General features: G+C 62.3%; 11 protein-coding genes and 1 pseudogene. 7 read left to right on the top strand and 5 right to left on the bottom strand.

Going from position 1 to position 14685, the window contains the following annotated elements:
• Positions 1 to 6 precede the first annotated feature (6 nt).
• Positions 7 to 804 carry a hydroxymethylpyrimidine/phosphomethylpyrimidine kinase gene (locus tag PMI20_RS30085; protein WP_007927070.1) on the bottom strand — a complete coding sequence of 266 codons (798 nt, stop codon included), beginning with the start codon at positions 802 to 804 and terminating at the stop codon, positions 7 to 9.
• Positions 805 to 1096: 292 nt separating this feature from the next.
• Between PMI20_RS30085 and PMI20_RS30080 the strand changes: the two genes are divergently transcribed.
• From PMI20_RS30080 to PMI20_RS30065, 4 genes are all read left to right on the top strand, one after another.
• The gene (locus PMI20_RS30080) at positions 1097 to 3478 is read left to right on the top strand and encodes a hybrid sensor histidine kinase/response regulator (RefSeq protein ID WP_037034928.1); all 2382 of its coding nucleotides are present in this window, start codon (positions 1097 to 1099) and stop codon (positions 3476 to 3478) included.
• 75 nt (positions 3479 to 3553) lie between these two features.
• Positions 3554 to 5203 carry an acyl-CoA dehydrogenase family protein gene (locus PMI20_RS30075; RefSeq protein WP_007927066.1) on the top strand — a complete coding sequence of 550 codons (1650 nt, stop codon included), beginning with the start codon at positions 3554 to 3556 and terminating at the stop codon, positions 5201 to 5203.
• A 165-nt stretch (positions 5204 to 5368) separates the two neighbouring features.
• Positions 5369 to 6841, top strand: coding sequence for an AMP nucleosidase (gene amn, locus PMI20_RS30070; RefSeq protein ID WP_162136172.1), 1473 nt, complete (start codon positions 5369 to 5371; stop codon positions 6839 to 6841).
• 70 nt (positions 6842 to 6911) lie between these two features.
• Entirely contained in the window at positions 6912 to 7553 is a 642-nt protein-coding gene (locus PMI20_RS30065) for a pseudouridine synthase (protein ID WP_007927062.1), read from the top strand.
• Here PMI20_RS30065 and PMI20_RS30060 read toward each other — a convergent pair.
• Complete coding sequence (locus tag PMI20_RS30060; protein WP_007927060.1) at positions 7548 to 7757, bottom strand: DUF2788 domain-containing protein; 210 nt, start codon at positions 7755 to 7757, stop codon at positions 7548 to 7550. The genes PMI20_RS30065 and PMI20_RS30060 overlap by 6 nt on opposite strands.
• Before the next feature lie 213 nt (positions 7758 to 7970).
• Entirely contained in the window at positions 7971 to 8450 is a 480-nt protein-coding gene (locus tag PMI20_RS30055; protein WP_007927059.1) for an Lrp/AsnC family transcriptional regulator, read from the bottom strand.
• Between the two features lie 443 nt (positions 8451 to 8893).
• Here PMI20_RS30055 and PMI20_RS30050 point away from each other — a divergent pair, with 443 nt between their 5' ends.
• Positions 8894 to 9901, top strand: coding sequence for a DUF6515 family protein (locus PMI20_RS30050; protein ID WP_007927057.1), 1008 nt, complete (start codon positions 8894 to 8896; stop codon positions 9899 to 9901).
• Here the strand turns inward: PMI20_RS30050 and PMI20_RS30045 are convergent.
• Positions 9895 to 10791 carry a cation diffusion facilitator family transporter gene (locus tag PMI20_RS30045; RefSeq protein WP_007927055.1) on the bottom strand — a complete coding sequence of 299 codons (897 nt, stop codon included), beginning with the start codon at positions 10789 to 10791 and terminating at the stop codon, positions 9895 to 9897. The genes PMI20_RS30050 and PMI20_RS30045 overlap by 7 nt on opposite strands.
• Before the next feature lie 31 nt (positions 10792 to 10822).
• On the bottom strand, positions 10823 to 11242 hold the full coding sequence (gene pmcY, locus PMI20_RS30040; protein WP_007927053.1) for a periplasmic Zn2+ metallochaperone PmcY: 420 nt from the start codon (positions 11240 to 11242) through the stop codon (positions 10823 to 10825).
• 117 nt (positions 11243 to 11359) lie between these two features.
• On the opposite strand from pmcY, the pseudogene PMI20_RS30035 reads away from it, so the two are divergent.
• Both PMI20_RS30035 and hrpB read left to right on the top strand, forming a co-directional pair.
• Positions 11360 to 11740: pseudogene (locus PMI20_RS30035) on the top strand (DEAD/DEAH box helicase); the annotation flags it as partial.
• A gap of 220 nt (positions 11741 to 11960) precedes the next feature.
• Entirely contained in the window at positions 11961 to 14480 is a 2520-nt protein-coding gene (gene hrpB, locus PMI20_RS30030) for an ATP-dependent helicase HrpB (RefSeq protein ID WP_007927049.1), read from the top strand.
• The last annotated feature ends 205 nt before the right edge of the window (positions 14481 to 14685 follow it).

The following is a 14685-nucleotide window of genomic DNA, read 5'->3' as shown; positions in this document are numbered from 1 at the left end:
CATGGCTTACGAGCAGAAGTCCAGCGGCAGGCGGCGCGGTACGAACTGGCCTTGGCCCAGTTGCTCGGCGTCGCGCAGGGTGCGCCAGGTGTAATCGAGGGCCGACTTCACGGCGCTGGCCAGGTTTTCGCCCTGGGCCAGACGTCCGGCCAGGGCGCTGGCCAGGGTGCAACCGGAACCGTGATAACTGCCCGGCAGCCGCTGGCAGGTGTAGGTGTGACGGCTGCCGTCGCGGCTGTACAGGCGATTATGCACTTCATGCTCGTCGCCATGGCCGCCAGTGATCAGCAGGTGTTTGACGAACGGCAGGAGCTTTTCCGCGCACTGGTCCGCAGTGCCTTCGGGCAACTCGGCGAGGATTCGTGCTTCCGGAAGGTTCGGGGTGGCGATGGTCGCCAGTGGCAGCAGGCGTTCACGCATGGCGTAACCGACCTCGTCCTTGCCCAGGCGTCCGCCGCCGCCGGCGCGCAATACCGGGTCGCAGACCATCGGCAGGTGCGGATGCGCCTGCAACAGCTCGACCACGGTGTCGACCATTTCCAGCGAGCCGAGCATGCCCAGCTTGACCGCGGCGACCGTGGAGTCGTTGAGTACGGCGTTGGCCTGGGCCAGCACCCACTCGCGATCCAGCACACGGAAGTCGCTGACGTTGACCGTATCCTGCACGGTCAGCGCGGTCACGGCGGGAGCTGCATGACAACCCTGGGCGAGCAGGGCTTCGATATCTGCCTGCAGGCCGGCGCCACCACTGGGGTCGTGGCCGGAGAGACAGAGGACAACGGGGCGAGAGCTGTAGATATTCATGGTGCGCGAGCTTACCACCAAACGTCTTTTTTGCACGGCTCCTCGCGTGTCGGCCGGGGCTGGTTTTTCCGCCTTGCCGACAAGTTGACCGAGGCAACAGCTCTAGATCAATTGATAGCGCTGAAACGCCCGTTCTAGAGCCTTTAAACTAAAACTTTTCATGGTGTTCTTTGGCCATCAACGGCTATGCTAGAGTGGATCCAAACCAATAACAGGTCATGCCGGTTTTACGTCTACTCAAAGGGAAATGGGGGGCTTCCTGACACAACCGGACAGGCCACGCTGGGGCTTTATGCGCTATTTGCTGATGTTGCTGTTGAGCTTGCCGATGCTGGCTGGCGCGGTCGAGTTCGACGAGTTCACCCAAAGCCTGCCCTTGGGGCGGGTGATGCAGGTGTTTGAAGACGCGAGTGGTCAGGCAACGATCGCGGATGTCAGCGCAGCGGCGATGGCCGGCAGTTTCAAGACCCATGACAAGGCCACCCTCAACGCCGGTTACTCCCGCTCGGCATTCTGGCTGAAAATCCACCTCAGCTACCGTCCCGCCAACCCTTCCATACGACACACCTGGCTGCTGGAGCTGGCCTATCCGCCGCTCGATCATCTGGAACTGTATGTGCCCGATGAAACCGGGGGCTACCGTCTGGCCCAGCGCACCGGCGATGCCTTGCCGTTCGACAGCCGGCAGATCCGCCAGAACAATTACCTGTTCGACCTGAGCTTCGCGCCCTACGAGCAAAAGACCCTGTTCCTGCGCCTGCAGAGCCAGGGCTCGGTCCAGGCGCCGGTGACGCTCTGGTCCAGCACGGCGTACCTGGAAGCGCAGCCGGTGCGCCTGTATGTACTCGGCCTGATCTACGGTGTGCTGCTGGGGATGCTGGTCTACAACCTGTTCATTTACCTGAGCGTGCGCGACACCAGTTACCTCTATTACATCCTCTACATCGCCTCGTTCGGGCTGTACCAACTGTCGGTGAACGGCGCCGCGGTGGAGTACTTCTGGCCGGACAACCCGTGGTGGGCCAACGCGGCAACGCCATTTTTCATCGGCGCGGCGGCCCTGTTCGGCAGCCAGTTCGCCCGCAGTTTCCTGCAGACCGCCAGCCACAGCCGCTGGGTCGATCGCCTGCTGCTGGTGCTGATCCTGTGCAGTGCCGTGGTGGTGGCCCTGTCGCTGATGACCAGCTACGCCCTGGCGTTGCGTCTGGCCACGGCCCTGGCGCTGATCTTTACCGTGGTGATCTTCGTCTCCGGCATCGTCGCCTGGTGCCGCGGCATGCGCGTGGCGCGCTACTTCATCATCGCCTGGTCGGCGTTCCTGGTGGGCGGGATCATCAATACCCTGATGGTGCTGGGCTATCTGCCGAACATGTTCCTGACCATGTATTCCAGCCAGATCGGTTCGGCCATCGAGGTGGCGCTGTTGTCGCTGGCCCTGGCCGACCGCATCAACTCGATGCGCGAGCAGCAGGCGCAGACCCTGTTCGATGCCGGGCAGAAGCTCGAAGTGCTCAACCAGCAGCTGGCCCACAGCAACCGGCTCAAGGATGAGTTCCTCGCCACCCTGACCCACGAACTGCGCACGCCGATGAATGGGGTGATCGGTTCCCTGGAGCTGATGCAGACCGTCGATCTCGATCCGGAGCTGGAGCAATACCAGCAGACTGCCGCCGGTTCGGCCCGGGACATGATGCGCATGGTCAATGGCATCCTGACCCTGACCGAGCTGCAGGCCGGCAAGCTCAGCGCCCAGCACGAGACTTTCAGCCTGCGTTCGCTGCTCGATGCCTTGCTGGGCCAGTTTTGCGCCAACGCCTCGGCCAAGGGGCTGGGCTTCGATGTCGACCTGGCCGCCGGGTTGCCCGATCGGCTGCTGGGCGATCGCGGCAAGTTGAGCCAGTGCCTGGAGTGCCTGCTGGACAATGCCATCAAGTTCACCCGGGTGGGTGGCCTGGTCCTGCGAGTGACTGGCAAGCCGGTGGCAGCCGGGCGGGTGGCGATGACCTTCGCGGTGATCGACACCGGCATCGGTTTCGTCAACCTCGATGAGGCCTCGTTGTACCAGCGCTTCTTCCAGCTCGATGGATCGATGACCCGTGAGTACGGCGGACTGGGCGTGGGGCTGGCGATCTGTCGGCAACTGGTGGATCTGCTGGGCGGCCATCTGACCCATGAATCGGAGCCGGGGCGTGGCAGCTGTTTCCGCCTGGAGGTGACCTTCGAGGTGGACGGCGAGCAGCCGATGGCCTCCCAGCCGGCCCTGCGGGTCCGCGCCGTCCGGCGCATGCCGCAGGATTGCAGTGTGCTGCTGGTGGACGACAACAGCATCAATCAACTGGTGATCCGCGGCATGTTGCTCAAGCTGGGTTATCAGGTACGCACGGCCGAGAACGCTCGCGGGGCGCTGGCGTTGTTGCGCCGGGAGTCGGTGGATGCGGTATTGCTCGATTGCCAGATCGAGCAGGCCGAGGCGCTCAAACTATGCGACCAGGTGCATGGCATGCCGGGTTGCGCCGGCTTGCCGGTGCTGCTGGTGTCGGCCTCGGCACATGGTCTGGATGCTGAGCGCTGCCTGCTCGATTACCTCTCTTGGCCGGTGAAATTCGAAGAGTTGCAAAGCGTTCTGGCGCGTCGGGTACTGGCCTCGGAACAGGGCGAAAGCGCCGGCATTTAGGCGGGTATGCCACTTTGTTCGGTGGGGAGGGGGTGCTTAACTGAGGTTCTGGCACACCCCTCAAGGAGCCCCGACATGAACCTGCATCAGTTCGCCGAGACCCACGAAGTCACCAACCAGCCACCTTCCCTGGACGGTACCAACCTCTATCGAATCGATCTGCCGTTGCAGGAGTGGGCACGGCGTTTCGGCGCCGGCTGGGCCGAATCGCGGATCGACGCCTACGGTGCCCTGGCCGGTGGGCCGCTGATGGAAGCGGGGTTCCTGGCCAACCAGAACAAGCCGGTGTTCACCAGCCATGACCGTTACGGGCATCGCCTCGACCTGGTGGAGTTTCATCCGGCGTATCACGAGCTGATGCGCACCGCCATCGAGCACGGCCTGACGTCCTTGCCCTGGGCTCATCCGCAATCCGGGGCGCATGTCGCCCGCGCCGCCATGACCTATTTGCACAGCCAGGCCGAGGCCGGCAGCGGTTGCCCGCTGACCATGACCTTCGCCTGTGTGCCGGCGCTGAAGCTGCAGCCGGATCTCGCCGAACAATGGCTGCCGAAAGTCCTCGCCACCGAATATGACCCGCGCAATGTCGGCATGGCCCACAAGGCCGGCGTCACCATCGGTATGGCGATGACCGAGAAACAAGGCGGTACCGATGTGCGCGCCAACACCACCAAGGCGTATCCGGTGGGTGCTACGGGGCCGGGGCAGGCTTATGAACTGGTGGGCCACAAATGGTTCTGTTCGGCGCCGATGTGCGACGCCTTCCTGACCCTGGCCCAGACCGAAAAAGGCCTGACCTGCTTCCTGTTGCCTCGCCATCGTCCGGATGACAGCCGCAACCAGTTCTATATCCAGCGCCTGAAAAACAAGCTCGGCAATTGCTCCAATGCCTCCAGCGAAGTGGAGTTCCGTGGGGCCCTGGCGTGGATGATCGGTGAAGAAGGGCGCGGTGTGCCGACCATCATCGAGATGGTGGCCATGACCCGCTTCGATTGCATGGTCGGCTCCAGCTCGCTGATGCGCCAGGCGCTGACCCAGGCCGCCCATCATTGTGCCCATCGGCTGGTGGGCGGGCGTGTACTCAGCGAGCAACCCTTGATGCAGAACGTACTGGCCGACCTGGCGCTGGAAAGCGAGGCGGCGCTGGCCTTGAGCCTGCGCATGGGCCGCGCGCTGGACAACCTGGATGACCCGCAAGAAGCCATGTTCTCGCGACTGGTGACGGCGGTGGGCAAGTACTGGATCTGCAAGCGGGCCCCGGCAATGATCAACGAGGCCGCCGAGTGCATGGGCGGCGCCGGTTATGTCGAGGAGAGCATTCTGCCGCGGCTGTACCGCGAAGCGCCGGTCAACTCGACCTGGGAAGGTTCCGGCAACGTGCAGTGCCTGGATGTGCTGCGCGCCTTGTCCAAGGAGCCGGGCGTGCTCGATGCGTTGTTCGCCGAGCTGGGCGATGGCCATGGCGACAGGCGCCTGGCCGCGCATATCGCCAACCTGAAAGGCGCCTTCCAGGACACCGACGACATTCAGTACCGCGCCCGCCAGCTGACCGAGGACATCGCCCTGGGCCTGCAGGCCAAGCTGCTGCTGGAAGCCGGCAACGCGGCGGTCAGCGATGCCTTTATCGCCAGTCGCCTGGGTTCGGCGGGAAGGGTCTACGGCACCTTGCCGCGAGGGCTGGATGTGGAAGCGATAGTCGCGCGCTCCACCCCGACAGGCTTCTGACTGGTTTGTTGTAGGAGCGAGCTTGCTCGCGATAAATAGTCCAGGCTACCGATCGGCTGGGGCCTGAAAGATCTTTCGCGAGCAAGCTCGCTCCTACGCATATTCCGCTGTTCCCGTGAGACGGCGTTGCAGGCAAGATGAAGGCCTGCAAGATCAGAACACAGGATGCTTACCGTGACCGAAGCTTTTATTGTCGTTCAAACCGCCGAGCAAGCCGTGGACCGGCTTGCCGCTTTGCATGAGCGGGCCACCACGTCGCTGAGCCAGGCGCTCAAGCGTTACCTCAAGGATCGTGTCGAACCGGACGCCGAACAACGCGCGCTGTTTCGTTACCCGGAATTGCGCCTGACTTATCTCTGTCAGGGCGAAGTCCCGCAGACCACCCGGGCCTACGCCAAGGTCCAGTTGCCGGGCACCTACAGCGTCACGGTCACCCATCCCGCCGCCTTCCGTAAGTACCTGCTGGAACAGCTGGTGCCATTGATGCACGACTTCACCGTGACCGTGGAAGTGGGCGTCAGCGAGCAGAACATCCCGTATCCGTACGTGGTCGAGCAGGGCGATGAGCTGGCCGGTTCCGGCGTCACCGCCGCGGTGCTGGCGCGGGTGTTCCCCAGCACCGACCTGTCCGCCGCCACCGATGGCATCGCCGACGGGCTGTACGATTGGGAAAACACCCATCCGCTGCCCCTGGCGCTGTTCGATGCCGCGCGGGTGGATTTCTCCCTGCGCCGCCTGGTGCACTACACCGGCAGCGACTGGCGCCATGTGCAGCCATGGATCCTGCTGACCAACTACCACCGCTATGTCGACCAGTTCATCACCCACGGCCTGGAGCAACTGCGCAGCGATCCGCGGTTCGTGCGCATGGTCCTGCCGGGCAATGTGATCATCGAGAAGGGCATGGATCACGGCGAAGCCTCGTCGATCGCCGCCGGGGTGGTCTGGCACCGCTACCAGATGCCGGCTTATCACCTGCAGGCCAGCGACGGCCACGGCGTGACCCTGGTGAACATTGGCGTCGGCCCGTCCAATGCCAAGAACATCACTGACCATTTGGCGGTATTGCGTCCGCACTGCTGGCTGATGATCGGCCACTGCGGCGGCCTGCGGCAGTCGCAGACCATCGGCGACTACGTGCTGGCCCATGCCTACATGCGTCGCGACGGCATTCTCGATCGCGTGGTGCCGCCGAACATTCCGATTCCGGCCCTGGCCGAAGTGCAGTTGGCGTTGCAGCAGGCCGCCGCCAACGTCACCGGCGAGAAGGGCGACGACCTGAAAAAACGCCTGCGCACCGGCACCGTGCTGACCTACGACGACCGTAACTGGGAATTGCGCTGGGCCCAGGAGCGTCCGCTGATCAACCTGTCCCGCGCCGTGGCGGTGGACATGGAAAGCGGCACCATCGCCGCCCAGGGGTATCGCCTGCGGGTGCCATACGGCACCTTGCTGTGTGTCTCGGACAAGCCGCTGCACAGCGAAATCAAGCTGCCGGGTTCGGCCAACGCCTTTTATGAGCGCGCGGTCAGCCAGCACCTGAAGATCGGTATCGCCGCGGTGGACCTGCTGCGTACCGAGCTCAACTCGCTGCACTCGCGCAAGCTGCGCAGCTTCGACGAGCCGCCGTTCCGCTGATCGCGGGATGGTCATTTAACGGTCGGGCCACTAGCATGGTCGGCCCTGACCGTTAGATGCTCTTTTCGCCATGTCTCGTCCTCCTCGTCCCGCTTCCCGCCGCCCTGGCGTGAAGAGTCCTTCGTCGTCTTCCGCGCCGCGCCGTGTTGCCAAGGCACCACCGGCCGAGCCAAAGCTGATCCTGTTCAACAAACCCTTTGATGTGCTGACCCAGTTCAGCGACGGCGAAGGGCGGTCGACCCTCAAGGACTTTATCGCGATCCCCGGCATCTACCCGGCCGGGCGCCTGGACCGCGACAGCGAAGGCTTGCTGCTGCTGACCAACGACGGCCAGTTGCAGGCGCGCATCGCCGACCCCAGGCACAAACTGGCCAAGACCTATTGGGTGCAGGTGGAAGGAGAGCCCACGGCCGAGCAATTGCAGCGTCTGCGTGATGGCGTGGAATTGAATGACGGCATGACCCTGCCAGCCGAAGCCCGGCAGTTGGAAGAGCCGCAACTGTGGCCGCGCAACCCGCCGGTGCGCTTTCGCAAGAGCGTGCCCACCAGTTGGCTGGAATTGATCATTCGTGAAGGGCGCAATCGCCAGGTGCGGCGCATGACCGCGGCCGTGGGGTTGCCGACATTGCGCCTGGTGCGGGTCAGGATCGGCGACTGGACGATCGAAGGGCTCGACCAGGGCCAGTGGAAGGAGGTTCCGGCGCGCTTATAAGGCGCCGGATTCGATCAGGCCGATCACCACGCTCTTGATAATGAACGCGGCCACGCCCAGGCCCAGGACGAAGAACAGGATGAACGAGCCGAAGCGTCCGGCCTTGGACTTCTTCGCCAGATCCCAGACGATGAAGGCCATGAAAATGATCAGGATGGTCACCAGGCCGGTCATCATCCACTCTTCGAATACTGCAGGATCCATCGAACATCTCCAGCGCGGGCAAGGCTAAAAGGCGGGGGCGAGTATACGCCAAGGGGCCGCGACCGGGCATTGATCCAGGTGCGCTTCGTCGTCACAGGCTCCGCATGTCCTTGTAGGAGCGAGCTTGCTCGCGATAAATATTCCAGGCCATACATCGGTTGCGGCCGGACATTTCTATCGCGAGCAAGCTCGCTCCTACAGAAGAGATAGCGCTCAGTTGCGCAGGTGAGTCAGCGGCAGTTCGGTGCTGTTGAGCACCTGATTGAGCACGAAGCTGGAGCGTACGCTGGTCACGCCGTCGATGCGGGTCAGATGGCCGAGCAGCAGTTTCTGGTAGTGATCCATGTCCGGCACCACCACCTTGAGCTGGTAGTCGGCGTCCATCCCGGTCACCAGGCTGCATTCGAGGACCTGCGGCAGGCTGCGGATCGCCGCCTCGAAGTTCTCGAAACGCTCGGGGGTGTGGCGATCCATGCCGATCAGTACGTAGGCGGTCAGGCTCAGGCCGAGCATCTTGCGGTCCAGCAGGGCGACCTGGCGGGAAATGTAGCCGTCATCTTCCAGTTGCTTGACCCGACGCGAACACGGCGAAGGCGACAGGCCGATACGTTCGGCCAGTTCCTGATTGGAGATTCGGGCGTCGCGCTGCAATTCCGCCAAAATGCTGAGGTCGTATCGGTCGAGTTTGCTCATGGAACAGGCCTTTTTAATAACTATTGCGCAATATTATCTATTCTGAGTTAAAAATTGCGCAAGTAATGTTTGTTGGAGCAATCTTCGCAATCCTCTGTCGGCGCGCCAGGCCTATTCTTATCACCAGAATCACTGCCCGGACATAGAGTCCACTGCGGCCCGCCGAATCAGGCCTGCCGCGGCCGCCAATCCCACAGGGTTGAGCCGGCCCCCGGGCTACACACTGTCCAGAAGACGGCGTGAGGTGAGCCGGCGCCATAAGCGTCGAGCACGGACGAAATTCTCAAAGGGGGACCGACGGGTCCCCCTTTTTTATTGCCTGCGCGCCAGGAAATATCCCGTGGCGCCTCAATAAATAAGTGTTGCGACTGATAACCTGTGGCAGAACCGGCCTGGGCTTTTCCAGTCTTATCTACAGGCCCCCATCCGTAGTGAGGAATAGCATGAAATCGCGCATCTGGCGTTTGGCAGGTGTTGGTTTGCTGTGTGTGAGCGTCAGTGCACAGGTGCTCGCCGATGACCGCGATAACCGCAATGACGGTCGCGGTGGCCCCGATGGCGGCCAGCGCGGTGGCGAGGGGCACTCGGGCAAGGGGCAGGGACGCGGCGAAAACCAGCCGCCGCGCCCGCAGACTGAAATCATTCGCGGCGACAACAGCCAGCAGTTCGAGCGCAACGTCGAGAACGGGCGCTGGCAGAACCACGGGCCGAATGATGAAGGGCGGGGACGACCGGCACAGCCGTCCGCCAACCTGCCGATCCAGGGCCGCCCCGATACCGTCCGCCAGACCCAGGAACCGCGCCAGGGTTATTACCAGGACATTCCGCGCCGCAACGACTACAACCCGCATTGGCAGGCCGGCGGGCCGGGCTCGCGTCCCTACGACTATCGCTGGCCGGGCCGTCCGGAGGGTCGTGGCAATGGCTGGGGACCAGGCCCGCAATATCGGCCGGGTTATGTGATCGATCGTTTTCCGGACCGGCATTACCGTGTGCCTTATCGCGGCCGGGACTATTACTTCTCCGGTGGCTATTGGTACCGCCCAGAGGGGCCGCGTTACGTTGTGGTGCGCCCACCCTACGGGATTCGCGTGGCCTACCTGCCGGACTACGCGCGCGAGGTGTGGATCGGCAGCGCGCTGTTCTTCCTGGCCGCGGGCGCCTACTACAGCTACGAGGCCAGTACCCAGCAGTACGTAGTGGTCGAGCCGCCGGTGGCCAGCCCGCCGCCGCAGGCCAGCAATGATTACAACGTGCTGGCCTACCCGGTCAGCGGACAGAGCCCGCAGCAGATCAATCAGGACCGCTACGACTGTTATCGCTGGGCGGTGCAGCAGAGCGGCTTCGACCCGGCGGCGATGACCTATCCCCCGGCGCCGCAGGTGGTCCAGACCTACCGCCAGGCCCAGGGCGGTTGCTTGAGCTCGCGCGGCTATCAGGTGACTTACTGAGCCCGGGCGGCGAGCACCGCTTCCTGCGGGTCGGCGTGCACCAGCACCTCGGCCCGCGGATAGGCCGCATGGATCGCCTCGGCGGCCTGATCGCTGATGCCGTGGGCCACCGACAGGGTCAGCTCCCCCGGTAATTCCAGATGCAGTTGCACGAACCAGTGGTTGCCGGAAATCCGCGTGCGCAGGTCATGGGCGCCGAGTACCCCGGGCACGGCGCATACCAGCTCCAGCATGTGCTGGCTGACCTCGGGCGGCAGTTCCTCATCCATCAGCACCGCCACGCTTTCCCGAGCGATCTGGATCGCGCTCCACAGGATGTAGACGGCAATCGCCAGGCCGAACCAGGCGTCCAGTTGCTGCCAGCCGAAACTGGCCAGCACCAGCGCCAGCAGGATGCTGCCATTGAGCAGCAGGTCGGAGCGATAGTGCAGCGAATCGGCGCGTACCGCGGTGGAGCCGGTTTCGCGGATCACCCGGTATTGCACCATCAGCAGCGCCACGGTCAGCGCCAGCGACAACAGCATCACGCCGATACCGATCCAGGGCGCGCCCAGCGGTTCGGGGTTCTGCAGGCGTTCGACGGCCTGTACCCCAATCAGCACCGCGCTCACCGCGATGAACAGCGCCTGGGCCATGCCCGACAACGATTCGGCCTTGCCGTGGCCGTAGCGGTGGTCTTCGTCGGCCGGGCGCAGGGCGTAATGCACGGCCAGCAGGTTGAGGAACGACGCGGCGCCATCGAGCAGCGAGTCGGTGAGGCCGGCCAGCAGGCTGACCGAGCCGCTCAGCCACCAGGCGATGGCCTTGGCCACGATCAGGATACTGGCCACCGCCAGCGAGGCGCGGGTGGCCAGGCGCAACAGGCGTGCGTGTTCCGGGCTACTGCTCATACAAGGCTTGTTCCTTCAAGAAACGCGAGGGTCAGGCTGCCGGTTGCAGACCGTACAGGGCCAGTTGCTGCGCGCTGCCCTTGTGCTGGATCAGGCGTGGATCGTCCAGAGGGAAGCTGCGGCCCAGCTCGCTTTCGAGGATAGCCTGCAACTTGTGGTTATCGACCTGGCCGTCGGCGCCTATGGCTTGCTGCAGCTTGTGCGGGTCGACCTGCGCGGTCTTGCCCGGTTCCAGGTAGATGGCGCCGGTGGCGAAGTCGACGCCAAAGGCGATCAGCCCCGGGATCACATAAAACAGCAGGCCCACGGCGTCGAGCACGGCTACCAGCGGGTCGATCTTGCCGTCGATCTGGCCGCGCCGGTCGGGGAAGAAGATCGAGCCGCAGGCGGTGAGCTGAGTCAGCAGGGTGGCAACCAGGACGCCGCCGATGATGCGGAAAGGAATACGCATGTAAATCTCCTGAACAGACACGAAAGAGCAAGGCTGAAGCGTTGCCGGTATGAATTCAGACCGTGATTAACGCCAGGCAGTTCGCCGTTATACTCGCGCCTCTGTTTGGGAGCCAGTATGAATTCTTTGCCAATTGATGAAGTTTTACCCGCCCTGCGTGAAGCCCTGGCGACACGCCACGAGGCCGTGCTCGAAGCACCGCCCGGCGCCGGTAAGACCACCCGTGTGCCTTTGGCCCTGTTGAACGAACCCTGGCTGGCCGGACAACGCATTCTCATGCTCGAACCGCGGCGCCTGGCGGCGCGGGCGGCGGCCGAGCGGCTGGCCAGCGAACTGGGGGAAAAGGTCGGCGAAACGGTGGGCTACCGTATCCGTCTGGATAGCAAGGTCGGCCCGAACACCCGCATCGAGGTGGTTACCGAGGGGATCCTGACCCGCCGCCTGCAGGACGATCCGGCGCTGGAAGGCGTCGGCCTGCTGATCTTCGACGAATTCCACGTTTTGCCATTTACACCAAAATTGCTCTAAATCTTGTCAGAAAATGAATGACCTTTGCTCATTCTCATCTAGAACAGCACATGTGCATGTTTCAGCTCGGATCTCTGTGGGCGAATGGGTCGCTGCTTTGTCCCCCAGTGAGTAACTCGATCAGTTCTGTTGACGTTGCTCGTGCTCGTTCGCTACCCCTTTATACTGCTGCATCAGACTGGAAGACCCCATGAATCAACTCCCCATTGATGCTGCCTTGCCGTTGTTACGTGCCGCACTTTCCGAGCGTAACGAGGCTGTTCTCGAAGCACCTCCTGGAGCGGGGAAGACCACGCGCGTCCCCCTCGCATTGTTGAGCGAATCATGGCTAGGCGAGCAGATGATTCTGATGCTTGAGCCTAGACGTCTAGCTGCTCGAGCCGCTGCAGAGCGCTTGGCAAGTGAGCTTGGTGAGCGGGTAGGAGAGACTGTAGGCTACCGCATTCGGTTGGAGAGCAAGGTAGGGCCTTACACGCGGATCGAGGTCGTAACCGAAGGGATTCTGTCCCGTCGGTTGCAAGAGGACCCAGCGCTCGAAGGCGTCGGGATGGTCATCTTCGATGAGTTTCACTTGAGAACATTGGAGGCCGATCTCGCACTCGCGTTGTGCCTGAATGGACGCGAGCTTCTGAGAGAGGAAGGCAAGCCTCTCAAGATTCTACTGATGTCAGCCACGCTTGAAGGTGAGCGTCTTTCTAAGCTTTTAGATGATGCTCCCATCGTGACAAGTGAAGGTTACATGTACCCGGTTTCGATGATTTGGGGTAAGCCTTTTCAATCAGGTGAGTCTGTCGAACCCCGAGTCGTGCAGATCTGCCGGCAGGCCCTCGCTGAACAGTGCGGGAGCATCCTGGTATTCCTTCCCGGCCAGGCCGAGATTCGCCGAGTTCACGAACAGTTGAAAGAGCACCTAAATGGACGCAGCGAAGTAATGCTGTGTCCCCTCCACGGCGAGCTTGAGTTATCGGCTCAGCGTGCGGCAATCGAGCCAGCCCCAGCAGGAATGCGAAAGGTGGTTTTGGCCACTAATATCGCTGAGACCAGTCTGACCATCGACGGTGTGCGTGTGGTGGTGGACGCAGGCCTGGCTCGAGTCCCTCGCTTCGATCCGGTCAGCGGCATGATTCGCCTTGATACACAGCGGGTCTCACGCGCAGCCGCTATGCAGCGCGCCGGCCGGGCAGGGCGTCTCGAACCGGGTGTCTGCTACCGTCTCTGGTCTGAGGCGCAACACGATCAACTTGCTGCCTTCGATGTGGCAGAAATCCTCCAGGCAGATCTTTCGGGGCTGGCCCTGCAGCTTGCTCGTTGGGGCGTTGAGCCTGGAGACCTTGCATGGCTTGATGCACCGCCAGTAGCGGCATTTGCACAGGCGCGTGATCTGCTGAGCTGCCTCGGTGCGTTGGATGAACGTGGAGTCATCACTGCTCACGGCCAAGCGATGGCCGAGCTGCCAGCGCATCCTAGAATTGCCCACCTGCTGCTCCGGGGACAAGAATTCGATCTAGGTAACCTTGCCTGTGATATTGCAGTCTTGTTGAGTGAGAAAGGTATCCTTCGTGGTGCCGGCGCCGATCTTCACGACCATCTTGCAGCGATGGCCAACGAGTCTTCTTTGAGGGTGAGTCGAGGTGCAACTCAGCGCGCTCGCCAACTGGCAAGACAGTTCCGAAGCTTCCTGCGAGGTCCTGCTTCAAAAGCGGTAGCTGATCCGGACGACCCTCGTTGGCTTGGCGCGCTCTTGGCTTTCGCATACCCAGACCGAGTGGCCCGTCAGCGTCGTGCTGGAGGGGCTGACTACAGACTGGCGAATGGTCGTGCCGCGCAGTTCGGTGAGCCTGACACTCTGATGAAAGAACCCTGGCTGGTGATCGCCGATCTTGGCAGCCGCCAAGGGCAACGTGAAGAGCGTATCTACCTGGCAGCTGCGCTTGATCCTGTGCTCTTTGACACAGTACTTGCCGAGCAGGTAAATCAGCGTGACGAGATTGAGTGGGATGAGCGTGAAGGTGTCCTCAAGGCTGAGAGGCAATATCGTGTGGGGGAGTTGGTACTCAGCCGCACTACGTTACCTGGAGTCGATGAAGAGATACGCTCCAAGGCTATGACCCGCCTGGTTCGACGCAAGGGCATCGAGCTGCTTCCGTGGACTCCAGAGTTACGCCAATGGCAGGCACGAGTTGCACTTCTTCGTCGGTTGGATATCGAGCGGCAAGGCCATAGTGAGTGGCCCGACCTCTCCGATGCGGCACTCCTAGATACCCTGGGAGAATGGTTGGCGCCGCACCTGGGAAAGGTGAGCCGCCTTAGCCATTTTGCCAGTTTAGACCTGCAGAGCATCCTTCTGGGGTTGCTGCCCTGGCCGCTGCCACCGCGTCTGGATGAGCTGGCACCAAAAACACTGCGTGTGCCTTCAGGCTCGTGCATTGGCATCGACTACTCAGAACATCCACCCGTACTCGCGGTGCGGTTGCAGGAGTTGTTTGGACTGGCAGAAACGCCGCGTGTTGCTAATGGGCGGCAGGGTGTGCTGCTGCACCTGCTGTCTCCGGCGCGCCGACCAGTGCAGGTCACCCAAGATCTGGCCAGCTTCTGGGCTAACACTTACACCGAAGTGAAGAAAGATCTAAAGGGCAGATATCCGAAACACTGGTGGCCCGATGACCCCTTACATGCTGAGCCTACAGCTCGGGCAAAGCCAAGGAAATGATGTTAACGCCTATGCACCGGTCACGGCATCTCCTGGAGGAAGGGGCTATAAATACTTCATCATATGTTATGAGTGAACTTTGAGTGGGGCGTTATCTGTTGGTTATGTTGGTATCGTTCGCCCCGAAGGGGGAATCGGTCGGCTGAAAACAACAGCGCAACTTGGTGGTTGTCTAATACCTGCGCAATGCCTTGAAACATCGCTC

Source organism: Pseudomonas sp. GM17 (genome assembly GCF_000282175.2).
GTDB lineage: Bacteria > Pseudomonadota > Gammaproteobacteria > Pseudomonadales > Pseudomonadaceae > Aquipseudomonas > Aquipseudomonas chlororaphis.
This window is presented reverse-complemented; position numbering and strand designations above follow the sequence as displayed.